Origin of the sequence: Pyrococcus kukulkanii (assembly GCF_041647995.1) — an archaeon.
In the GTDB taxonomy this organism is placed as follows: Archaea; Methanobacteriota_B; Thermococci; order Thermococcales; family Thermococcaceae; genus Pyrococcus.
This window is the reverse complement of the sequence record NZ_JARRIB010000002.1, coordinates 92,433-115,713: the sequence shown is the minus strand read 5'-3', so window position 1 is coordinate 115,713 and position 23,281 is coordinate 92,433. Positions and strand designations below refer to the sequence as shown.

Below are 23,281 nucleotides of genomic sequence, written 5' to 3'. Positions count from 1 at the left end.
CTCCTTTTCGAGGAACCTGACGCTCACTTTCAATTCTCTTTTAGTCTTATTGGAACCTTTACAGTTCAAGGGAAGAACCTAAAACGATAGTTTCAGCTTTCAATTCTCTTTTAGTCTTATTGGAACTATGCCAAAAAAGCCGTTGAGGTAGTTAAGACCACTTCTTTCAATTCTCTTTTAGTCTTATTGGAACGATAAGGAAAAGGCGGACAAGATACTCCAGATAAGCCTTTCAATTCTCTTTTAGTCTTATTGGAACAAAGTTCCTCGGGAACGCTATATTATCTCTTGAGAAGCTTTCAATTCTCTTTTAGTCTTATTGGAACGCGACAATGAATGTGGCTGCGAGCCCAAGGCCAATTCTCTTTCAATTCTCTTTTAGTCTTATTGGAACTGTGAAGGGCATAAAGGTCCATATTTGCTGATATCCTCTTTCAATTCTCTTTTAGTCTTATTGGAACCAATAAGCCTCGACATTCCAAGGCTGTACTCACTTGCTTTCAATTCTCTTTTAGTCTTATTGGAACTCATATTCCAGACAATATCATCTAACTTATAGCCCCCTTTCAATTCTCTTTTAGTCTTATTGGAACCAGCATGTTCTAAAGTTGGAACACCTGAAGCAAAAAGAACTTTCAATTCTCTTTTAGTCTTATTGGAACGTGGTGTAGGTTGTGGTGTGGGTGCGACGTCCAGTTCCTTTCAATTCTCTTTTAGTCTTATTGGAACTCGAGTTCGGCTACGTGGCGAAAGCTATAAAGCTGGTCTTTCAATTCTCTTTTAGTCTTATTGGAACATGGGGCCGATCAACGGGGCAAGCCCGGACATAATCCTCTTTCAATTCTCTTTTAGTCTTATTGGAACATGGGGGCGAGGTTGAAGGGCCCAAACATAAGGGTCGTTAGGCTTTCAATTCTCTTTTAGTCTTATTGGAACCCAAAACTTCCAGTAACTCCAGCTACAATTATGTCACCATCTTTCAATTCTCTTTTAGTCTTATTGGAACAGAGCATGTCGATTACCCTGTTCAGATCCTGAACCTCCTTTCAATTCTCTTTTAGTCTTATTGGAACAACCTGAACCCCCAACCCCACCCTACCCGGGTGCCCTCTTTCAATTCTCTTTTAGTCTTATTGGAACGTATATGGGGGGGTGATTATGGACAAGAACTGGGTCGCTTTCAATTCTCTTTTAGTCTTATTGGAACGGGGGGTGTGAAAATGGACAGGATCGAGCTGGCCGCACTTTCAATTCTCTTTTAGTCTTATTGGAACCCTATGTGCTCACTAACAATACAAAAATTGTCATGACCTTTCAATTCTCTTTTAGTCTTATTGGAACATTTTGACTTTTTCCCCCGAAAGCCCCAGGGATCACCTTTCAATTCTCTTTTAGTCTTATTGGAACTTCATAAAGTCATTACTGTCCTTCATCAACGCACCATCTTTCAATTCTCTTTTAGTCTTATTGGAACTTTATCACGTCAGAAACTGCATTTCTTACTGACTTCTTTCAATTCTCTTTTAGTCTTATTGGAACACATTGGGGAGGCAGCACTAACCGGCCAGGAGTACGCTTTCAATTCTCTTTTAGTCTTATTGGAACACCAAAGTCCACGAGTCAGGCGTTTAGGCTTTCATTCTTTCAATTCTCTTTTAGTCTTATTGGAACCACTATCCTCAGCTACGTCCCACTGATGCTCGTTATCCTTTCAATTCTCTTTTAGTCTTATTGGAACTTCTAGAACCCACTCGCCCGTTAGTTCGTCTCTAACTGCTTTCAATTCTCTTTTAGTCTTATTGGAACTCTCAAACCTCATGAAGCGCGTCCCGAGTGGCGTCCTTTCAATTCTCTTTTAGTCTTATTGGAACTTGTCGTTGAACTTACAGTCAGCCCTTGAGCACCTGATTCTTTCAATTCTCTTTTAGTCTTATTGGAACGCATAATGTAATATGAGGTGAGCCACATGTGGAAGATCTTTCAATTCTCTTTTAGTCTTATTGGAACACGTTGCCCCACTCAGAAAGACTGAAAATAATCTCCCTTTCAATTCTCTTTTAGTCTTATTGGAACGAGGAAAAGGGTTGTTGTGGTGTTGTTAGTTTTAGCTTTCAATTCTCTTTTAGTCTTATTGGAACCCAAAGCGACGGGCTTGACCAGAACCAGATATGAGGCTTTCAATTCTCTTTTAGTCTTATTGGAACACGTTAGCACGGCTTCGTTGGGTACTGATGAGGAGCTTTCAATTCTCTTTTAGTCTTATTGGAACCATGTTCATGCTCATGTTAGTGCATTGCTTCTCTTCACCACCTTTCAATTCTCTTTTAGTCTTATTGGAACCATTGGTGTGGGAGTGTTATACTTCCTAGTGAGCTTTCAATTCTCTTTTAGTCTTATTGGAACATCATAGTCCCTAATGAGGTAAAAGCAGATGACCCTCTTTCAATTCTCTTTTAGTCTTATTGGAACGGAGAATCGACCCAAAGGGCCGTTTCATAGGGCCCTCTTTCAATTCTCTTTTAGTCTTATTGGAACCTCGTCGTAGATGTAGATCGTGGCGTTTGTTTCCATCTTTCAATTCTCTTTTAGTCTTATTGGAACCCACATCATAGATGACCCCGAGTTGCGCAAAGAATTCCTTTCAATTCTCTTTTAGTCTTATTGGAACTCGGGGAGTACAGCTACGAGGATCAGCTAGAAGACTCTTTCAATTTTCTTTTAGTCTTATTGGAACTTGTAAAACTTTTTAAAATATTCAATTGCCTCTACTCCCTTTCAATTCTCTTTTAGTCTTATTGGAACTTGCTGGAGCTGTCAAATACTGTGCCAGCGGATTATCTTTCAATTCTCTTTTAGTCTTATTGGAACTAATTGCCTTCAGGCGCTCACGGACGCTCTCTATGAGCTTTCAATTCTCTTTTAGTCTTATTGGAACCCTGGATCACCCCGGCCTGCTTCAGCGTCTCCCTCCTTTCAATTCTCTTTTAGTCTTATTGGAACAAAGGTGCCCATCGACAACCCCGAGACCTTCACGCTCCTTTCAATTCTCTTTTAGTCTTATTGGAACCGTCACCACCCCTGCCACCGACAACATCGTCCTCCTCTTTCAATTCTCTTTTAGTCTTATTGGAACCTTGACCTCCTCGATGTCCTCCTTTGTGAAGTCGAACTTTCAATTCTCTTTTAGTCTTATTGGAACCCCACTCTACGTGGAAAACCCACACAATGCCCCAAGGCTTTCAATTCTCTTTTAGTCTTATTGGAACCTCCACCAGGGACGGCAGGACTTCCCTGACCCTCACCGCTTTCAATTCTCTTTTAGTCTTATTGGAACCCCTGACTGGCTCAAGCCTCTCCTCGACAGCTTCCTTCACTTTCAATTCTCTTTTAGTCTTATTGGAACTAGTATTGCCGTATGACAGTAAATGTAAGCGAGTTCATCTTTCAATTCTCTTTTAGTCTTATTGGAACGAGTATATGAAATATCTTAACGAAAGAATAGATATGCCTTTCAATTCTCTTTTAGTCTTATTGGAACCCCTGCACCTTCACTTAACACTACTGCCCACTTCAACTTTCAATTCTCTTTTAGTCTTATTGGAACAGCGCAAGTTTTTACTTATTTCCCTCTATATTATTCTTAGAAGGCTTGGATTTTATAAGTCTTTTGGCAAAGGGTGCTTACCGGAGCCTTAAAAGGCCTTAAAGAGCAGTTGTAAGAATTCAAAGCCCGAAACGAAAGAATTTCTGAGAACTCTAAAATTTAAGTGCTCAAAAATGATCATTAAATTTTCAACGGCCTGTCAAATCAGTAGTTTAGAAACAAGCAGAATATGGGCAAATAATTGAGAAAAGACATGGTTTCAACAGGGTTTGAGATAAAAGAGCACCCCTTCTAGCTCCACTTTAAGCTCCGAAAAAATTTAGTTACAAAATATGCCGAAAAATATGACGAAATGTTACATACTAACAAAAAGTTACTGAAACTTTCCAATTCTCTTACAACCAATTATTCAACTAAATAAGCAATATTTAGATTTTTTCAAGGAAAATAGGGCCTGAGAGGTAGTATTTAAGATTTTTCGAAAGATATAAATTTCTAGGCATCCTATTTTTGATCATGTACGTGGTTATAGTATATGACGTGGCTGTTGAGCGGGTGAACAAGGTCAAGAAGTTTCTAAGACGGCATCTCCACTGGGTTCAGAACAGCGTTTTCGAGGGAGAAGTAACCTTAGCAGAATATGAGAGGATAAAAGTAGGGCTTAGGAAATTAATCGACGAAGATCATGACGCTGTAATAATCTACAAGTTAAGATCTATGCCTCCTCGAGAAACTCTTGGGGTCGAGAAGAATCCCATAGAAGATACAATTTAAGGGAGGTAGAACTGTTGTCTCTGATTTCATCCAAACTCCTTGATTTCACTAACCTGGTGATTTAATCCTGTAATTCCCAATTTGATTATAACTTTTGCATTTATTATAACTTGGTCAAAAACTACAAGGCTGTAATTGCTTATAAAATTTTTCGTGTGTTAGGAATACCTAAAACAGTTCGGTATGTTATTCTAATGAAACTATATCCCCGCTACAAGAGAAAGAAAAAGGTAGGTAATAAGGTTTAATAAGTTCCAAGACATTCACTTCTCATTAGCTTTAGATATGTCTTTCCGGCAGTTGTTATGAAATATTTTGGCGTTCTTCTCTTTCCCTTTTCTGCTCGTACGAGATTATACTTCAACATTTTCCTCAGCTCATTACTAATTGTAGCTACTGAAACCCCGAGTTCTTCAGCAATTGTTCTAACACTCTTCTCTTTGAGAAGCCCGCAAAGTATTAGCTCCCACCGCCTACTTTTTGGAGCTAAGAATGGTCCCAGTTCCAGAGATATATAGCCAGATAGATTTTCAAAATCACTTTCCACAATTACCCTTGTATCTTTAAGCCCAATGAGAGCCAAAAGAGTTGCAACGAGCAAGGGGCGCATTCCACCAGATAGAACAGCCAGAACTATCCTATCAGGTGTCAGACTATCCTCAATCCCCTTTTTTATTGTCAGAACGATGTCTTCACTCTTCATGGGTACTTCCAGACGTAATACATTATCTCCGCCCACGATAGGAGATGCAACGTCTTCTATGGATTTAAGGGCATTTACTGTTCTCTGCTCTCGCTCATAGCCCTCTGGAAGAATTGCCATGAGCCTATCTCCAACTCCAAGACCCCTAAATTCCTCTCTCCTTCTCATAAGTGCTCTAATTATGAACTTCTCATCAAAGCCCACTGGGAATACAACGAGCAATATCCCACCCCCTAACTTCCAGCGTTTCAAAGATCTCCTTTCCAAGGGCGCTTCCTTTACCTCTCCTGTTGCAGGCCGCTGCGTAGTTATCTGCCACCGTAATTGGAAGCAGTATAGCGTATACTGCGCGTAGGTTACTCACTAGGACAGAATCTGCAGTTCCATATGCATCTCTGGGATTAATCCATGGGAGTGTGGATGGAATTGTGACACCTGAAAGATCCTCAATAATTGAAATGCACTCACTGCACAGTTTAAGATTTCTTGGCTTTTTAGGAGACTCCTTGACTATCCAGTCATGGTGATGAAGCAGAATTGCAGCTGAAGCAACCTTGCCGGTACTTCCAAATTCACGTAAAGCCTCCCTTGCAATGAGGTAAGAATAAAATGCATGGTGACCAAAGCTGGATCCTCTGAGCTGGAACTCTTCGAGACACTTTCCAACGTCATGAAGAGCATAAGTTTTCCTTAAAATGTCATTTGCCGTTTTAAGTCCAACGCCAAGGAGTCTACCTAGAAACTTGCCATAGTCCCTTTTAATGTACAAATCCTCAATCAGTTCGAGGCCTTTCTTTACATGTGCTTCCATAGTCTCAATGCACTTTCCCTCATCAAAATATGCACAGGCATTCATACGATACCACGCTCCCTATCATATTCACCTGTAAATATAACTTTGATATCCCTGCCAAGGGCAAATGCCTTAGCTACTTCATAAGCATCTTGCTCATTTTTAACCTTCACTTCTATTCCCTTAATCCTGACAAGACCCTTTGAATACAGGTCTAGAAGCTTTCTTGGGCTTATAAGAACGGTTTCCCCGCCCACTAAGAGGGGAACCAAAAAGTCCCTTATAATTGGCACGCCCTTTACTGTGAGTTTCTCAATTTCTCCAAGAACGTCAAGCGCCCTTTTCCTTGGATCTTTCATTAACTTGAATAATTTTAATTTAAGTGACTTGTGTATATATCTCTCCACTTCACTACGCCTCTCCCCATGAACTTTACTTACAATCTCCCTATAAGTGCTTGGAACGCGGGGATGGATGTTAGCTCTTTTGAGAAGTTCAACCGTTTCCTTAACCTTATCTTCTGGATACGGCCCAGTTGGTGCTTCTTCAATGATAAATATCTGCCCATACCTATCATTGGCATGCCTAGCTAACCTGCCAAAGCGTTGAAGGAGAGAGTTTATCGGAGCTTTATCAGTTATCATAACATCCACGGAAAAGTCAACACCTGCCTCTACTGCTTGCGTTCCTATTAGGAGATACTTTTTACTCTGCAGTTGTCTTAGACGGTCTATTAGCTCTTGCTTGTGGGTTGATGTCATTCTACCATGTATCAGTATAATGTTGTCCCGCTCAAATCCTATATTTCTATCTAGGGCCTTGTCATACAGTTCAACGGCCCTCTTAACTGTATTAACAATTATGGCATTTCTCTTATCAGGTTCAACAAAGTTCAGAGGATTCCCTTTGACAAAGTTAATTGATATGTCTTTATTCAGCTCTCGCTTCACGAAGGGGTCATGATCTTCCTCTGGCACGAGAACTTTGAGATCATATTTATTTTTCTCAGCGTATTTCCTTAGAAACTCAAAGTGCCCTTTCGAAAGTGTCGCCGTCATTACGACTATTGGAACCTCGTGGAAGGTTAAGAACTCAAGAACTGCATCAAATGCAGTTGCCATAGGAGAGAATCTAGGAGTGTTCCTTTGCTTAGGTTTCTCCTCAAGCAAAAAGTGGGCTTCATCAAAAATTACCAAAGAGGTCAAAATAGATGCCTGGGTAAGGTAGTCATAACCGAACTCCTTCCCAGCTTTTATACGGTGCCTTTTCTTCGTATTAAGCTTAAGCATGTCCCATGTAAACGTGTCAACTGTAGTTATGTTAAGGGGGAACAAGTGAAGGAACTCTCCGCTGGACCCCATCATTTTCGTCCTTGAGAAGCCAAATGCTTCATTTGCAGTTTTCTGAATGTCCTCAATAATTGATCTCATTGGAAGGACATGAATAACCCTATCAAACAAGGAGGCATCTTCAAGAGAGTGGAGAGCAAGAGCAAAGCTAAGCAATGTTTTCCCATAGCCAGTTGGAGCATTAATAATAAGAAAGGGTTTCTGAGATGAAATTATAAATTCAAAGGCCTCCTCAAGGAGAGGTCTCTTCTCAGGCTTAAACCCCTTAACTTCTGCAAGTCTCTTAACGGCTTCCCTGTACGCTTTCACACAAGTACCCCCATGTGTTCTTTCCACATGAAAACTCTAAGAACTCTCTTAAGTTCCCCGCTAGCTCGCGCGCTTCCTTCGAGTAGTGCCCTTCCCTGACGGAAGAGCCTAAAGACTGCATCTTCAATGAGCCTTTTGTTGCCACTATTCACCGCCCTGTACAGATCTTTAACAAATATATATACAAGCATTTCATTGTCTCCACTTATCCCTCTTGAAATTTCTTTTTCAGCAATATCGACGAGTGCCCATAGCGGGTATTTATAAACAGTTGCCCCTTCCTCTTTAGTCTCAACCATAATCTGGAGACCACTTATCTTGAGCTTTTCAATGTTCTCAACGTACCTCTGCAGGTACCCGCTGAGCTCTGAGAGGTCTAATTGGAGGGTCTTTAGCTCAGTATACACCTGCCCTTCAAGGCTTATGAGGTGTAGAACTACGGGATAGATTTCCGGAGGAACAAGGGTATTAGTTTCTGCGAGCCTCATGGCAAGCTTCATCTCGTAAAGTTCCTCAGTACTAAGAGAGATCCTAGCCGAAATTCCCGCCTCAGTTAACGGAATTAAACCATGTTCTATCACATCTTCAACCTCATGGGGCCAGAAAGCTTCTACTCCAGGCTTTGTCATGAGGTAGTACTTTCCCCCTATGAACCCTGCAAAACTAATGAAGAACCCCACTGCCATAAGAGAGAACCACAAAGGATCCAAACGTATTTGGGCCTTCTGACCAGTTGTTGGGATGAGAAAGCCACTTTGACGTTCGTAGTATTCTGGTTGTTTTAGAATAGCTGGCAGTATCGCCATCTCTCCCTTGAATTTAACGCCAAGGTATGTACCATTCTTATCAATTTTGACCCTTGAAAGGGATTTCTGGGGGTCTACCACACCCTGCCTGATAAGCTCTGCAGTCTCTCTAATCACCAACTCAAATAGCTCGCCATAAGTATCTGGAGCACTCTGATTGAACCATGCCCTGATTACCTTGTCAAATGACTGCCTATCATTCCTTCCCATCTTTGAAGTGTTGACCTTGATCTTATCCTCAAGGGAATTCAAAGCACCCTCTAATGCGTTAGCAATATCCTCCGTATCTGGATTAATATCAGAATACATGACTACCCATGACATGCCCAAGGATAGGAGCTCCTTAGTGAGACCTTCGTAGGGGTACTTAGATAAGGCTTCAAGAAGCAAGGATTATCACCTCCTCACCACATTTTGCAACCTTTAAATTTCCTCTTACGGTAACGATGCCCTCTGGGTAGAACATGATGATGTGTTTTGCTTTAGAGTAATCTCCGATTCCAGAACGCCAATCAACAACTGACTGCAGTGTTCCCTTTCCTTCAACCTCTACATCTTTAAACTGAAATGCATATGCCGTCCTTGTTTCTTGCATCTCCTCAATTTCTGTCTTTCCTTTTTTGACGCTTTCAACGCTTATTACAGATTCCCTAGACCCAATTCTCACCATGCCCCATGCAGCCCTCTCAATGTCCCTCAGAGTATATGGGCCCTTTGATAATTCTTCCTCGTTTATTAGATAAATTGCTGTTATTGAATAATCCGCTTCACCATACATCACAGCAAAAGGAAATGAAGTCACCGCACTTTGGGCTTTTCCTCTATAAATCGTGTTTATCTTTAAAAGAGACCCATAGAGCCTTGGTTTCCCTTCGATCTTCACAGTAACCCAATTAAAGAGCCTTAGAACGTTTTCAGCGGCACTTCTAAAGTTCCTCTTGTTATAGAATGTCTCAGTCCTACTACCTTTTAAGTGGAGCAGAGGGTACGCTATTGCTCCTATTAGAGTCGTTGGAGGAATGTAGCGTAGTGCGGTTCTCATTTTACTTTGGGGTAAGGCGCGTAATGCTACTATTCCTGTTGGTCTTATAATAACTTTTAAAAAGAAAGTCAAGGGGAGCCACCTCAGAAGGCGCCTTTTTCTCTGAGATAGTCGATTGCCTCCTTAAGAGCCTCTTCTGGAACTTTATTCTCGTCAGCAACTGTAAAGAAGTACTCCTCTCCGAACTCTTTAAGGACAGCAAGCCTCTTCTGAGTTCTGTCAATATAGTTGTTGTAAATTGGCGATGTTACTACGAATGGATGCTCAGTTACGGTGATTACGAGCTCCGTTATTCCACCCACTGGGAAGAAACGCGAAAGCTTTGCTCCAAACTGACTGGAGGAGAGCATCCTGAAGAGAGCCTTAAGGGCTACCTCACGCCTTGCCTTTATCTCGTCTTCCTCCAAGATGGGGCCAGAGGTTATTGCGCTGACTCCAATAGCATCGAGGTCAAGGTTGAAGGTGAACCCATAGAGGGCCGTCCCCGTTTCAACATAGTATATCATCTGCTCCGAAACATTCCCTTTCTTGCTTGAGGCATTAATCTGAGCGTGTCTCGCATGGAGCTGTGGTTCAGAAGTGGCGAAGAGTGCAGCGGACTTAACTGGGAGAGCGTAACTAACCTGGAACGCTGAGGTTCTCCTGACTGGGGGCTTTTCGGCATAGAGGAAACCACCTACGTCTTCAATGACACAGGCCTTCACTATAGCCTCCTCAATTTTCTTTGGATCCTCTGGAATCGGATCGATTTTCTTTTTCAGATGAGCTTTGTTCATAGACTTAAAGAACTCATTTCTCCTACAATCATCACACACAGGCAGACCTATAGAAAGTGCTTCCCTAGCCAAATGTTCTTGATATGCGTGGGCTAGGCTTTCCCCGCTTAATGCCGGAACGTACACTGTCTTGAGCTTCCCATCTTCTTCAACAAGGTATGGAACCCTTCTGTGCTTAGTGTAATTTCCCGCAGTTTCGACCATGTTTAATGCTTCAACGTTGGCCTCAAACCTAACCCCAACACTCAAAAACATCATTCTTCACCTCCGTTTTCCTCTTTTTTAGATGGATATGCGAGAGCTAGGGTTGCCACCCGTTTAGCAACACTAATATCAGAGCGAACGGCATCAAGAAATGCGCGAACTTCTTCATCTGAGGGCAATCCGGGAACTAAAATCTTCTTACTGTCTTTTTCTACATATCTTCTGCCACTATCATCGATAGATGCGCTCTCCCGAATAGATCTAAAAGCCCTTAAGGCCTCATGTAGGGCAGCTTCCACGGGTTCTGGGTTCAGGGCATTTCCGATTCTGTCCACATAGCTGAAGTTCTTTAGTTGAATGAAGAACCTCAACATCTTAACTATTCCTTCGTACTCCACCATGTGTGTATTCACCTCAATGATAGTAACACTATTTACACCTTATAATTTTTTCGTTTAGAAAGTGTTTAGCAGGACATGTTAAATGTTTATAAAAATGTGAACATAAAAGGAAAGTAGCGAGGAGGGGGAAATAATAAAGGAACTCAAAGCTAGGGAAGCACCCTGTTTAGTTGTGTGTGAACATCTTTCAAAACCAAGCAATCAATGGTTCATATTCCTCCAGCCCAACAAGGTGCTTTATCAGCTTATAGCACTCAAGCCTTATCAACCTCTGCTTCGTAACGTTCTTCTTCAGCTTTGGATGCCTTATCGAAGAACTCAGCTCCTTGTTGTACTCCTGTATAACCCTCCTCATGCCATCCTCCGTTAACAGGACTCCATTCATATCCTCCCTAAAGTGCTCCTCCCTTATAACCCCCTGCTTGACCAGTCTGTTTGCAATCCTATCGGCAATTATCGGCTTGAAGATCTCGCTTATATCCAAGGCCAGAGAGAATCTTCTCTCGTGCGGCTCGTGAAGGTAACTTATTGTTGGAGCAAGCTGAGTGTTGTATATCTCGCTAATTATCGTTGCATAAAGCCTCGAATTGAGGAAGCTTATTAGGGCGTTCATTTCATTTTTCGGCGGTCTTCTAGTTCTCTTTACAATTTTAAATCTCCCAGGGAGTGTTTTATCCCAGGATGCATAGTACTTCTCCCTTATCCTTGCCTCAACGTTCATGATTTCAGTTATCTTCTCAACCTCTTCTAACTCCTCAAGCTCCCTGCTGAAATCGGCCTTGGCCTTCCACCTCCTTAGGTTCCTCTCCATATTCTTAGCCCCACCTCTCACGAAGGCCTTAGCCAGTTTCATCCTCTTTTCCTTCTCGAGGTAATGTTTGGCTTGCTTTATTATCAAATCTCCGGAAAGGAGGGTTTCCCTGGGGTAAAAGCTTCCATCATAGAAGCCGTAGTGGTTGAAGAAGTGAACAACGATGCCTTTCTGAGCTAGGTAATGCAATGCTTGAGATGTTATCGTGACGTGACCGTAGATGTAGATGTCGTAAATCCCCTCAATCGCCAGAGGCTTCCTGCCCTTCTCGTTCTCGAAGTAAAGTGTGTTCTCCCTCCGAAAAAGTGTTCCATCGGAGAGCAGGGTTAGGGAGCGCTTTCTCATAATATCACCAGCTTATAGTTTTCCCAGTACCACATTCTATGTAATCCGTTCCAAACTCCTCCGCAAAAATATCCTCTGCTTTGCTTCCGGTGCAGTGGCAGGGCATAATTTTTTGAACTCCCAGCCTTTTGAGGCTTGTACCTATTTTCCTGATTTCTCTTTCTGGGGCTCCAAATAAGTGAAAGCCCCCAACAACTAAGTAAGCATTTTCTCCCGTTATATTCTCTGCCCTCTCTACTATCTTGACTATCCCAGGATGAGAGCACCCAACTACTACAACTAAGCCCTTTGAAGTCTTCAAGATTAGAGCCTGCTCTCCTACCGGAAACATTACTCCAGTAGTGTAAATATCTTCCAAAATTTCTTTGGGTTCATAAATTTCAACGACCTTTGCCCCAAAGCTTCGAACTTTTTCTTTAAAACCATCTGGGAAGATACTTGGGAGAAATACTGTCACATTTGAGTTTTCTTTTAAAATTGCCCACAATCCACCGGTATGGTCTCCGTGAATGTGAGATAGGAAAATGTACTGAATTGACTTTGGATCAATGCCAAGCTTCTTCATGTTACTAAGCAGAATTTCGCCATCACCCCCGGTATCAAAAAGAATCGTGTAGTTTTTGAATTTCACAAGTGCGGCGAATCCCCATGAACCCTTAAAGCCGCTCAACGCTTTGTTGTCATAAACAATGGTTATTTTGTTCCCACCTTCCTGTTGCCTAGCTGGGTTCTGTTGCCTAAATAAAGGGATGAACGCTAAAACAAGCACAAGGATTGCTACAATAATGAGGGAAAACCTTCTCATAGAACCACCTCAAATCCAGCACAGCTCATAGTATGCACATTTTTTGCACTTCTTTGTTTTTATGGGTTTTGGTGGAGTGGGAAGTGGTTTTGTTTTCTCAACTTCCCTTATAGCTTCTTTAATTTCCTCTTCATGACCTTCAAGCGTTATCTCCTTCGTCTCGTTGAGCTTGGGATAGTGGAGAATTGCCTTCGCTTTTATGCCGAGCTTTTTGAGGTAGTAAAGGTAGTAGAGTGCCTGCATCTCGTGGGCTTTCTCCATGCTTTTGCCCAGCTTAACCTCATGAACCTCCACAACATCACCCCTGCGGATGAAGTCAATCTTTATGCTCCCGACGAGAACCTCCTTCTCTTCATTTTCGTAGCGTTGTTCGTGCAGGAACTTTCCTAGGTCTACCCATTCGCTCTCTTGTTCCATTGTGATTCCATGGGTAAAGAACCAGAGCTTCGTTGGGCAGATGAAGAGGTAGTTCACTTCAGTTCCCCGGATGAAAAGATTTAGTAGAGGATAATCTTCCATCCAAGGCCACCTGCTAGAGAATTTCTCCCCCTCTAACATGCTCCCTTAATAGGCCAAGCTCGGGGCTGTACTCAAGTTCCGCCACTATTATGTGTCTTCCTGGCCCAGTAGAGCTAAGGTGATGGAACTGCTCTCTTTCGCTCATGAAGAGCCATAACGGAACCGGAACAAGGTACCTGTAGACTTCAATTCCGAGACCTTTATCAAGCAACTCCTGAACTTTGCCCTGATACATACTAGGCACCGCCTCAAAGCCTTCAAACATCTCATAAAACCTCTCTTCGCTTTCGCCAATCTGCATTGGCTTAACGCTCTCGAAGACTTCCTCGGCCATTTCCCTGTACTTTTCTATCTCCTTTCTAAGATCCTTTGCAACTCCTCTGTAGGCATCACTAACCAATTCAGGAATTTTTGACTCCCACAAGATCTCACCATCCAGAGATTTTAGGATCCTGACAGTCCTCTGAACCACGGAGTACGGTTTATACACCTTTTTATCTCCTTCTGAACCTTTTGTTAAGACGTAAACGTCGACAGGCTTTCCAAATCCTCTCCTGTTCACCCTCCCAAACCTTTGAATTAGGGCATCTAAGGGGGCAGGTTCCGTAACTATCGTTCCGAAGCTGACATCGAGGGAAACCTCCACAACTTGAGTAGCAACAACAGCATCGAACTCGTTTATGTGCTCAATGACGAGTCTTTCCTTTTCCTCCCTATCTCCATGGGTGAATCTGCTGTGGATGAGAAGAACCCTAAGACCGAGATTTTTAAGCCTGGTATATGTTTCAATGGCCCTGTCGACAGTGTTACATACCACAAGGACGGGCTTCGGAAGCTTGTCTATCATCTCTCCAATCTTGTCTATGCTACCGTTAATAATTTTAATTCTGTGTCTGGTGAACTTATCTGCTTCTTCAGCTGGCACTTTAATTTCTTGTGGCTTTATCGTTTCCTTTATTAGCTCCTCAAGGAAATCAGGGAGGGTTGCCGTCATTACCAGCGCCTTTGCCTTGAGGACATCAAGCTGGCCAAGGATAGCCAAGATTATTCCGAAGACGTTTGGCTCATAGGCGTGTATCTCGTCGAATATCAATAGGGAGCCTGTAAGTTCAGTCCTGAGCATCTCGTGGAATCCAACCCCAAAGAAGGCTTTCATTATTTGGAAGGGTGTGGTAACCTTCAGTGGGGTATAGATCTTCCTGTAGAGGGAGCTGAGCCTCTTGTACTCCAAAGCAGAAGAATAAAGGTAGAAGGAGTAGGAGCTGTGAAGGACTCCAATCAGGCTTGGATCGTGGAATATGGAGAGCAACCTGCGGTGCATGGCGTTTATACTTGCCTTATAGGGCAGAACGTAAAATATCCTGCTCGCTATCTTTTTCTTACTTCTAATGGAATTCTTGTCCGTCCACAGTAACGCCGCTTCGGTCTTTCCGTAGCCCGTTGGGGCTCTCAAAAGCAAGTTTCCATGAGTGTTCCAAGCCTCCTTCTGTACTAGCCTAAGGTGCTCCGGGGGAAGGAAGGCAAAGAGTTTGTCCTTAATGCTTGGAAGGAGAAGGATGCTGGTTTCGCCGGCGGAAGCTAAGTGATCGCACGCATTAACTAGACCCTTTAGGAAAGTCATTAGCATTCTTTCCTTTTCGAGGTTCTCCTCATACCAATCGATTAACTCCTGAAAATTAAAAGTAGTAACCCTCTCAGGCCAGTCCTCAGGTAGTTTTAGTCTTCCAAGCCTTTTTCCAAAAAAGTATCCCTCGAGGGCCTCAACCTTCGGGAGGAAGTGTCTCTCAATGTACTCCCTAAAGTTCTTTAGCTCACGAATTCTATCCTCAAAGTCCATGAAGGGAGGAGTATCTGGAATCTTAGGAAGGTATGGATCTATTTCTCCTAAGGCCTTGTGGTGGGTCAGTATTGCCAAGGCTATCAGCTTTCTCTTTCTCTCATCCATACTTAGAAACTGAACGAAGGGAACTGAGAGTACTTCATGCCTATAACCCCACTTTCTTGGGCTGTCTTGAAAACCAGAGCACTTCCCAACGTCGTGAAGAATCAAAGAGTAGAAGGCGAGCTCAAACACTTCACCTGGCAACCATGTAAAGTTTTCCTTGATGCTCCTAAGGACATTTACAGCGTCTGCCACGTGGCACTCTAAGAATTCGTGGGGGTTGAACTTCGCGTAGCAGGCCTTCATTTGCTCCACCTGTGAAGGTAAACTCCGATGTCAAGATCAGGATCGTAAAAAACCTTTGCAGTTTGCCTCTTTCTTTCGGCCCGTGTCCTGGGATATGGGAGGATTATGAATGGCTTAACTAATCTGGCCCTCCTTGGAGTTGAGGTGTAGTCGAACTCAACTACGAGAGCGTGTACTATCCCAGGAATTCCAAGCTCCACGGGTACAACTGTTCCGCCTAGGACGGCTTCTTTTTCTTCAAGGTTAACTTTTCTTATTTCCTCGACAGTTGCGATGTCGCTTGATCTACCCATGAGAAGCTGATATCTAGGTTTCCTGAAGACTTCTTCCCATTCGTCGGGGAGGTAGAGGTAGAGCTCGGCGTTGTAGTGGAATTCCCTCCTTATTATATCGGTTTCAACTTTTCCCAGGGCATATATTCTCTCAAGGTCAATGCCAACACCTTCACTTTTGAAGACGTAGCCGAGATAGGGGAGTTCCGTTAGGTACACCGGCTCCCCCTTAGCGGCCGACAGTATTCCCTGTATAGTTGAGGGGGGAGGAACGGGAAGAGTGGGCTGATAGCCTGATTGAAAAGTTGGAAATCTAAACGAAGCAGTCCAGGCCTTGAGCTTCACCCTTATCATGTCCTCACCCGTAGTAGGCCTCGATCTCCTTAACGAATTCTTCTATGGAGGACTTAACAGACCCCGTTGAAACCTGAACTCCTGCTTCCTCAATCGCTGCCTTAATCTCCTCGACGTCCCAGCCTAGGGACCTTATGAATCCCTTATCATAGCCAATGTAAAGCCTTGCTTTTTCGGGTATAACATCCCTCAAGTCGTTAAGCCTCAAGGCCAGAGCTTCCGAATCGAACTTTACTTCCCCGCTTTCCTCGAACACAATGTCACTTATGAACGGATTTATGCCAGCATCAACGTTAAGCAGTAGAACGAACTTGGGAGTTACGTCTGTGTGGTACTGCGTCTGCTTAGCTCCACCGGTTAGCAGGCGGAGAGCAAGTATCGTTTCCGTAGCCCTTTTCTTCCTAACTTCATCTGGCATGATCCACTCTTTCTCCAACATTTTAACACCAAGTTGTTTTGCGGGTTCTAGGTACTCTTCCTCATAATTCATTACCTCAAGAGCTTTCTTGAGAACTTTTTCTTTCTTTTTCTTGTCGGAAACTAACTCCAATATTCTGGGGATAGCCTCAGGAGTTAGCAAATTAAGGTACCCTGACTTATAGACTATCGTAAATCTTCCCACAGCATCTAGATCAAGAGAAAATGCTCCCTTGAAAATAGTTGAATAAAACTCTTGTCTATAGGGAACTGGATCTCCCTCATGTCTAGATGCATACCCCTCATCTAAAGTTAGAGAATTTCTTGCAGGTAGAACTGAAATCAGGGGAGTTGTCTTTAGAGGAGACACTCTAGTAAGAGCAAACCCCTGTTCATTTTTACCCCTTTCTGTTTTTGGAGCCCACATATATCCAAATACATCGTCGTCGTCATATTTTATTGGGTTCGCTGCTGTAAAAACTTGTTTTTCTGTTCTAAATAGAGGAGACATATTCCATGAAAAATATATTTCCAAAGTCTTCCTCCACCAGTAACGCCACGCTTGGGGGGATATATATGCATATATGTTCCTACCCTTTTTGAGTTTCTTCACAGCAACTTCATTTTCTTCTGCAGATTCTGCCGGCTTCCCAAACATGTTCAAGGCGGAGGCAGGGGCATCTATCAAAACAAGACCTGTAGCAAACCTCATTCTTCCTCAACCTCCTCTTCTTCCTCTTTAACTTTCATAAGCCTGTCATGAAGCTTCTCATAAATCCTAAACAAGATCAGATGCTTGACGGTTCTCCAAGAAACGTTCAGGTCTTCACCATAGCTCGTGAGGAGAGTTGCGAATTCATCAAAGGTAATTAAGGCCTTGGGTACGCCAAGCTCCTGCCTATCTTTCTCAACCCTAATGAAGAAGGCCTCGAACTGGTAGAGCTTGTCGGCTCTTTCGAGCTCCCTAACCCTCCTAGCGAGCTTGTTGTCCGGCAACTTTTCGAGGGTTTCAACTATCCTATCGGCAACATCCCTAACGAACTCCAGCGCATCTTTCTCCAAACTTAACACCTCCAAACAGTAAAACTCCAGAAGCCTCCAGCTTGAGTTCACCCTTCTATTCTGGATGTCCACAAAATAGGGGAGTATGGACTCATTTTCTAATAGTCTGTGGTAAACTTCGTTCCTGCATTCCCTAACTACCTCCTCTTCACTTCTTCTCCTAGTGCATCCTTTGGCCCAGCCCATATTCGCAATCTTCCTGAATTCGGGGCCCGCAAAAGCTATGAACCTCAGGACGGGATTTGGGATATATATTATGTCTATTTCTTGCCCCTGATTGTTGCTTACGAAGTAATACAGGGTGATAGAAACGCCATCAAGTTTGCCAAGCTCGAGATCCCTGCCTATCTCCATAAGCTTTTCAAACAAGAAGTTTTCAGGCCTCCTAAAGCCCCTGGCATTTGAAGCAAGCTGAGTTTTCCTGACATCATTTAAGGCTTCCTCGTGAAATCTAAGCATGAACTCCGGAGGATTCGTGTGAATTATCAAAAGTCTCTGCATTCTATAAGCTATTAAGGGCATGAATTGAGCCAAAAAGAGGCAGTGGGAGCATATATATTCCCCTCTCCTATTCCCTGAAGGGAAGTAATTGGGAACATCTCCTGTTCCCAGGAGGGGGAATATCGATCTATACCTCTCTTTCTTGTCATATGCAGGCCTCTTTCCACAAATAACGCAAGTTCCTTCCCCATTTTGTTGCCCATTTTTCCTTTTGGTGTCCTGTAAAAGCTCTTCAAGATTAACTCTGATTTTTCTCTTTATAGCCCGGGCGATAAACTCTTGATCTACAATTAATCTGTATAGTTTTTTTATCAGATCCTCTTCCTTTTTTGGATTCCCAAGGTCTTCAATAGATAATGACTTTAAATAGGAGACCAAATCTTGAGCAAGTTTCTGGTCAAATTTTTTAGAAATATAAGAAGACAATACCTTAAGAGCATGTTGAGAAGCAGGGATCTTTAAGTTTTCAGTAGTATTTGTTTGTCTATTCGTGTTTATTTTCTTCTTTTCTTGTTCTGCAGCCCTTTTTATAGCACTCTTTATCGGGTTTAGAGCTCCAGGATTTGCCATAATGATACCATTATTAGGCATTACCATGCCATGTAGATAATCAATTCTCCACTCCTTTCTTGCATAAAGATCGGAGACAAACTCGACAGCTTTCTCAATATCATCCCATGTTAAATCCTGAGGCTTTGACTTTTTTGAAAGCAGAAGGATTGCCGTAAGTCCTGCATCAACAAATGGGTGCCCTGTCCATTCAAAAGTAGGGAGTTCATGAGATGCTTTACCTAGAAAATCATCAAGCGTTTTCGTATTATACACCCCCTACAGGCTAGTAAACACTCTCCTCAACTCCATTTTCCTTAGGTCTACCCCCAGGGTAAATATTCGAGTCGTAAACCCTACCTTTAATTCCCCTGGCTACACGTTTACCACCCTCGACTTTAACCATTCCAAAGCCGAGGGAGTTCTTTTCTCCAAAGCCAACGACATAGCCAACTTTAATCAGTTCATCATCTCCATAGGCCTTGAAAACTAAGTGCCACGCCATCTGATAAATTCCAGGTTTTATCATGAATCTCTTTGGTTTTGCAACCAATATCTCAATGTCAAAGTCATCAGGGGGTTTGTCTCCATTGATCATAACGTACTTGTCCTTGAGGTTCTCCTCTATCGCAGTGTAGAACTCCTCCTCTAGAGGAGACAGATCCACCCTCCTCCCATCTTTCACCGTCGTAACGGCAACGGGAGAGAGGGTTATGAATGTCAGTCCGCTGAGCTTTTTTGGTTCCTTGAGCGTTTTAACCTCCTCGAGGTAGAACTTCTCACCCCACAGCTCTATCTCTGGATTCTTAAACAGGCCAGTAATGAAGGCCTCCGCGATTTCGGGGATGCAGGTTGAGAAGTAGAAGAATCCTCTCTTCCCACCCAGGAAGTACGGTAGATCCCTTGGATGGCTTCTCTTTTCGGCCATAAACAGGGAGTACGTAAACAGCTTTGGACCTTTAGTTTCGTGCAGGAAGGTGCTTAACCTTGGATTGGCTAGCTTTATCCTATTATATATCAACCCTTGAAGGTAGTATTGATGATTGTACGGAACCTTGAATTTTTCCCTCTCTGGTTTCAGTTTTATCAAGAACCTCATCATTATCACCTAATTGAAACTTGCCCACTACTATTTGACGTCAGAACTTATAAACTTTATTTTAATTCTAAATAAAAACTTCATAAACATGAACAATTAATACCTATATATGGCGAACTTTTCCAAAATTAGAACGTCTAGTTTGGCTTCACGGAATGTTTTAATAGCATCATAAGGAGAGCATACAATCGGTTCGCCATGCATGTTAAATGAAGTATTAAGGATTGCGCCGACTCCAGACCTCTTCTTGAATTCTCGAATTATTCTGTAGTACGTTGTGGATATTTCAGCTGTAACGCTCTGAGGCCTAGTCGTTCCGTCGACATGAACTACGGCCGGAGCAACATCCCTAAACTCCTCGCTTGCGATGTAGCTCATGGTCATGAACCTGTTAGGCTCACCTGTCAGATCGTCAATATACCTAGGAAAGTCCTCCTCGAGTATCGATGGTGCAAAGGGCTGGAAGACATCCCTCCTTAGCGCAAGGTTAAGCCTGTCTCTCACCTTTGGATCCCTGGGATCAGCCAGAATTGATCTGTTCCCAAGGGCTCTTGGCCCATACTCCATGCCACCCTGAAACAGGCCCACAAGTTTGCCCTCCACGAGGGAATCTGCAATAAATGAGGGCGTATCTACTTCTTCGTACTCGAGGTTAATCTTGTTTAGAGTCTCCTCAATGAACTCTTCGGAGTACGAAGGGCCAAGATAGACATGTTCCAGCCTAAAGGGTTTCCATTTGCCATACAGCCTCTCTAGCTGGGCTTTTACAAAGGCTGCAGCTCCAAAGGCTAGCCCAGCATCGTCCATCGCCGGAAAGACCCACAAATCTCCAAATATCCTTCTTAGGACAGCATTTGCCTTGACGTTTTGAGCTACTCCACCAGCGTAGCTAACTGGTAATCCATAATCTTTCAGTCTAAGGCCGAGCTCCTCAATGAGCTTTTCAAGGTGAGCCTGAGCACTTGCTGCTATCTCTATAGCCTTTTTCTCAAGCTCACCGTCCATTATTCCCCTTTTCAAATTGGAGGAGACTTCTTTAGCCCTCTCGAGTGGAAAGGAGAAGAATTCGGCTAATTTCCTTGTAGCTTCAACCCCAATAACCTTTAAGTGGTTCTCGAAGCTAAGACCGTTGAGCTCTATTATTGAGCCTAGCTCGTAAGTTGGCTTTCCATAAGCGGCCAAACTCATGACCTTCCCCTCATGCCTCATCGGCTTAAATCCAAGGAGCTCGGTTATGGAGGCGTAGAAGTCACCTAGGGAGTCTATGTAAGTCGATTGTGCAATTCGTATAAGCTCCCCATCCCTTCCGATGCTTATCGTTGAGCTTAAGCCGTCACCGGCGGCATCTATCGTTAGTACAAGCGACTCTTTAAGGCCCGAGGAGTAATACGCAGAGGCAGCGTGGGCCAAATGATGCTCAACGAATATGGTTTTCCTCTTAAATTCCTTTCCAAAAATTTTACTAAGCTCGGCCTCAAGTTCCAGTAATCTCTTCTGCCTCCTAAAAAGTCCCGCCACCGCTATTACATCAACATCTCCAGGATCGACTTGGGCCATTTCAAGAACGGTTTTTAGGCTTAATCTGGGAAAACCCCTGTACTTCTTTACCCTATTTAGCCTTTCCTCATTAACTGCATACACATTATTATCCTTAAATAAGACAGCCCCTGCATCGTGACCATCGTGAATTCCAATAATGATCATCGATTGAGGTGGAAGATAATAAGGATTAAAAATTTAAGCCCGGGCTTGCCTCAAAAACCTAACTATCTTAGCCTCCTCCCTGAGAACCATTTCCTTCTCCCTTCTTACTATCTTCATCAGGGCCACATTCTTCAATTTCTTTTGTTTCATCATTCTAGCGAGCCTTGCCTCTTCCAGTAGCAGGGCCTCTTTCCTTCTTCTGACAACCATAAGTCTCTTGAATAGTAAGTCAAGTTCCATACTATCACCTATCTATTATTTGGTAATCCAAAAATATAAAAATGTTTCGCCAAATGTAGAATTTGATATCGACAATCGACGGAGGGATGTGCAATGATAATAGCAATAACTGGAACACCTGGAGTTGGGAAAACTACAGTAGCAAAAAAATTGGCCAAGAAGCTGGGGTATGAATACTTAAGCTTGAGAGATTTTGCCATAGAGAAGGGTGTTGGAGTAGAAAAAGATGGGGAGCTTGAAATAGAGGTTGATGAGCTGGCATATCATGTTGAGAAAGATCTAAAAGGAAGGAACATAATCCTTGATGGGCACTTGAGTCACCTGATGCCGGCCGATATAGTCATTGTCCTTAGGGCTCACCCAAAGATAATAGGAGAGAGGCTGAAAGATAGGGGATATCCAGAAGAAAAAGTAAAAGAGAACGTAGAGGCAGAGCTAGTTGATGTAATTCTTATAGAGGCCGTTGAGGAGCACGAAAATGTAATTGAGGTTAATACAACAGGCAAAACTCCTGAAGAAGTTGTTGAGGAAATAATAGGACTTCTTAAGGAAGGGAGAAAAAGAAGGGTTGGCATAGTTGATTGGAGTGAAGTTTACGATGAAGTAACCCCCTATTTAAGATTAGGGATTAACTAAAGGCACAAATCTTTAATAAACCTACCTTACTTCTATTTTAGGGGGTGAGAAAATGGGTCTTGGATTATGGGTGAGAACTGGAGTGTTAATGGCATTCCTAACCGCGTTATTAGTCGGAATTGGCTACCTAATTGGTGGCCAGGGTGGAATGATAATAGCCTTCACCCTAGCCCTTTTCATGAACTTCACAAGCTACTGGTACAGCGATTCGATAGTTCTTAGCTGGTACAATGCTAGGATAGTGAGTGAAGAGGAAGCTCCAGAGCTACATAGGATAGTTGAAAAGCTTGCAATGCAGGCCGGAATTCCAAAGCCCAGGGTTGCAATAGTTCCAACGATGACTCCAAATGCCTTTGCAACGGGGAGGAATCCAAAGCATGCTGTCGTTGCAGTAACGGAAGGTTTGCTACAGATACTCAACAGGGACGAGCTTGAAGGAGTCATAGCCCATGAGATAAGCCACATAAAGAACAGGGATACCCTAATTCAGACGGTAGCTGCCGTAATGGCTGGGGCAATAATGATCCTCGTTGACTTTGCAAGATGGTCCCTTTGGTTTGGAACCTATGACGAAGATAGAAATTCCGGTAATATAATAGGGGTGATTTTGGCGATACTCCTTGCACCAATAGCGGCCATGCTCATCCAGCTGGCAATAAGCAGGTCAAGGGAGTACTTGGCGGATGAGACTGGGGCAAGGATAAGTGGAAAGCCCCACGCTCTGGCAAGTGCTCTGTTAAAGATAGAGCAGGCTATTCGCTATAGGCCGATGAGAGAGGGCAATCCGGCAACCGCGCACATGTTCATAGTGAACCCCTTCAGAGGGATTGACTTTGCAGAGCTGTTCTCAACTCACCCGCCAACCGAAAAGAGGATAGAGAGGCTCAGGAAGATAGCTATGGAAATGGGTATTATCTTCTAACGATTTCCGCTATCACTTGTCTTTTTTCTTTAAAAGGCGGGGGCAGTAATCTTTATAACATTGTGTATGATTGTGTGTGGGTGGTGAGGTCTGGCA

20 protein-coding genes and 1 CRISPR repeat array (1 of these 21 running past the window's edge) are annotated in these 23,281 nt (G+C 43.1%); of the genes, 3 read left to right on the top strand and 17 right to left on the bottom strand.

Annotated features, from left to right (window positions below):
- A CRISPR array of direct repeats spans positions 1-3,604; the repeat unit is 30 nt; unit sequence CTTTCAATTCTCTTTTAGTCTTATTGGAAC (it extends 1,172 nt beyond the left edge of the window).
- 516 nt (positions 3,605-4,120) lie between these two features.
- A complete protein-coding gene (cas2, locus tag P8X24_RS04615; RefSeq protein WP_372914299.1) occupies positions 4,121-4,378 on the top strand; it encodes a CRISPR-associated endonuclease Cas2 in 258 nt (85 codons plus the stop codon).
- A 244-nt stretch (positions 4,379-4,622) separates the two neighbouring features.
- Here cas2 and csa3 read toward each other — a convergent pair whose 3' ends face one another.
- The 17 genes from csa3 to P8X24_RS04530 form a co-directional block, all read right to left on the bottom strand.
- Entirely contained in the window at positions 4,623-5,285 is a 663-nt protein-coding gene (gene csa3 / locus P8X24_RS04610) for a CRISPR-associated CARF protein Csa3 (protein WP_372914298.1), read from the bottom strand.
- Positions 5,275-5,937, bottom strand: a complete 663-nt coding sequence (locus tag P8X24_RS04605; protein ID WP_372824284.1) for a CRISPR-associated endonuclease Cas3'' — start codon at positions 5,935-5,937, stop codon at positions 5,275-5,277. The genes csa3 and P8X24_RS04605 overlap by 11 nt, the downstream gene beginning before the upstream one ends.
- A complete protein-coding gene (gene cas3, locus P8X24_RS04600; protein WP_372914297.1) occupies positions 5,934-7,532 on the bottom strand; it encodes a CRISPR-associated helicase Cas3' in 1,599 nt (532 codons plus the stop codon). Before cas3 (P8X24_RS04600) ends, P8X24_RS04605 begins: the two co-directional genes overlap by 4 nt.
- Positions 7,529-8,728, bottom strand: a complete 1,200-nt coding sequence (cas8a2, locus tag P8X24_RS04595; protein WP_372914296.1) for a type I-A CRISPR-associated protein Cas8a2/Csx9 — start codon at positions 8,726-8,728, stop codon at positions 7,529-7,531. The genes cas3 (P8X24_RS04600) and cas8a2 overlap by 4 nt, the downstream gene beginning before the upstream one ends.
- Complete coding sequence (gene cas5a, locus P8X24_RS04590) at positions 8,718-9,452, bottom strand: type I-A CRISPR-associated protein Cas5a (protein WP_372914295.1); 735 nt, start codon at positions 9,450-9,452, stop codon at positions 8,718-8,720. The genes cas8a2 and cas5a overlap by 11 nt, the downstream gene beginning before the upstream one ends.
- An 11-nt stretch (positions 9,453-9,463) precedes the next feature.
- Positions 9,464-10,411, bottom strand: coding sequence for a type I-A CRISPR-associated protein Cas7/Csa2 (gene cas7a, locus P8X24_RS04585; RefSeq protein WP_372914294.1), 948 nt, complete (start codon positions 10,409-10,411; stop codon positions 9,464-9,466).
- The gene (gene csa5, locus P8X24_RS04580) at positions 10,411-10,761 is read right to left on the bottom strand and encodes a type I-A CRISPR-associated protein Csa5 (protein ID WP_372914293.1); all 351 of its coding nucleotides are present in this window, start codon (positions 10,759-10,761) and stop codon (positions 10,411-10,413) included. Before csa5 ends, cas7a begins: the two co-directional genes overlap by 1 nt.
- Positions 10,762-10,948: 187 nt before the next feature.
- Positions 10,949-11,917, bottom strand: coding sequence for a type I-B CRISPR-associated endonuclease Cas1b (gene cas1b, locus P8X24_RS04575; protein WP_372914292.1), 969 nt, complete (start codon positions 11,915-11,917; stop codon positions 10,949-10,951).
- Between the two features lie 4 nt (positions 11,918-11,921).
- Complete coding sequence (locus P8X24_RS04570; RefSeq protein WP_372914291.1) at positions 11,922-12,722, bottom strand: MBL fold metallo-hydrolase; 801 nt, start codon at positions 12,720-12,722, stop codon at positions 11,922-11,924.
- A 9-nt stretch (positions 12,723-12,731) separates the two neighbouring features.
- Entirely contained in the window at positions 12,732-13,241 is a 510-nt protein-coding gene (gene cas4, locus P8X24_RS04565) for a CRISPR-associated protein Cas4 (RefSeq protein WP_372914290.1), read from the bottom strand.
- 13 nt (positions 13,242-13,254) lie between these two features.
- A complete protein-coding gene (gene cas3, locus P8X24_RS04560) occupies positions 13,255-15,429 on the bottom strand; it encodes a CRISPR-associated helicase Cas3' (RefSeq protein ID WP_372914289.1) in 2,175 nt (724 codons plus the stop codon).
- The gene (cas5b, locus tag P8X24_RS04555; protein ID WP_372914288.1) at positions 15,426-16,055 is read right to left on the bottom strand and encodes a type I-B CRISPR-associated protein Cas5b; all 630 of its coding nucleotides are present in this window, start codon (positions 16,053-16,055) and stop codon (positions 15,426-15,428) included. Before cas5b ends, cas3 (P8X24_RS04560) begins: the two co-directional genes overlap by 4 nt.
- Before the next feature lie 4 nt (positions 16,056-16,059).
- On the bottom strand, positions 16,060-17,184 hold the full coding sequence (gene cas7i, locus P8X24_RS04550; RefSeq protein WP_372914287.1) for a type I-B CRISPR-associated protein Cas7/Cst2/DevR: 1,125 nt from the start codon (positions 17,182-17,184) through the stop codon (positions 16,060-16,062).
- Positions 17,181-18,860, bottom strand: coding sequence for a type I-B CRISPR-associated protein Cas8b1/Cst1 (cas8a1, locus tag P8X24_RS04545; protein WP_372914286.1), 1,680 nt, complete (start codon positions 18,858-18,860; stop codon positions 17,181-17,183). The genes cas7i and cas8a1 overlap by 4 nt, the downstream gene beginning before the upstream one ends.
- A 10-nt stretch (positions 18,861-18,870) precedes the next feature.
- Positions 18,871-19,683, bottom strand: coding sequence for a CRISPR-associated endoribonuclease Cas6 (gene cas6, locus P8X24_RS04540; RefSeq protein ID WP_372914285.1), 813 nt, complete (start codon positions 19,681-19,683; stop codon positions 18,871-18,873).
- 96 nt (positions 19,684-19,779) lie between these two features.
- Positions 19,780-21,387, bottom strand: coding sequence for a carbamoyltransferase family protein (locus P8X24_RS04535; RefSeq protein WP_372914284.1), 1,608 nt, complete (start codon positions 21,385-21,387; stop codon positions 19,780-19,782).
- Between the two features lie 33 nt (positions 21,388-21,420).
- Entirely contained in the window at positions 21,421-21,627 is a 207-nt protein-coding gene (locus tag P8X24_RS04530; protein WP_372914283.1) for a hypothetical protein, read from the bottom strand.
- A 93-nt stretch (positions 21,628-21,720) separates the two neighbouring features.
- On the opposite strand from P8X24_RS04530, the gene P8X24_RS04525 reads away from it, so the two are divergent.
- A complete protein-coding gene (locus P8X24_RS04525; RefSeq protein WP_372914282.1) occupies positions 21,721-22,263 on the top strand; it encodes an adenylate kinase family protein in 543 nt (180 codons plus the stop codon).
- A gap of 52 nt (positions 22,264-22,315) precedes the next feature.
- Complete coding sequence (gene htpX / locus P8X24_RS04520) at positions 22,316-23,185, top strand: zinc metalloprotease HtpX (RefSeq protein WP_372914281.1); 870 nt, start codon at positions 22,316-22,318, stop codon at positions 23,183-23,185.
- Positions 23,186-23,281: the final 96 nt, after the last annotated feature.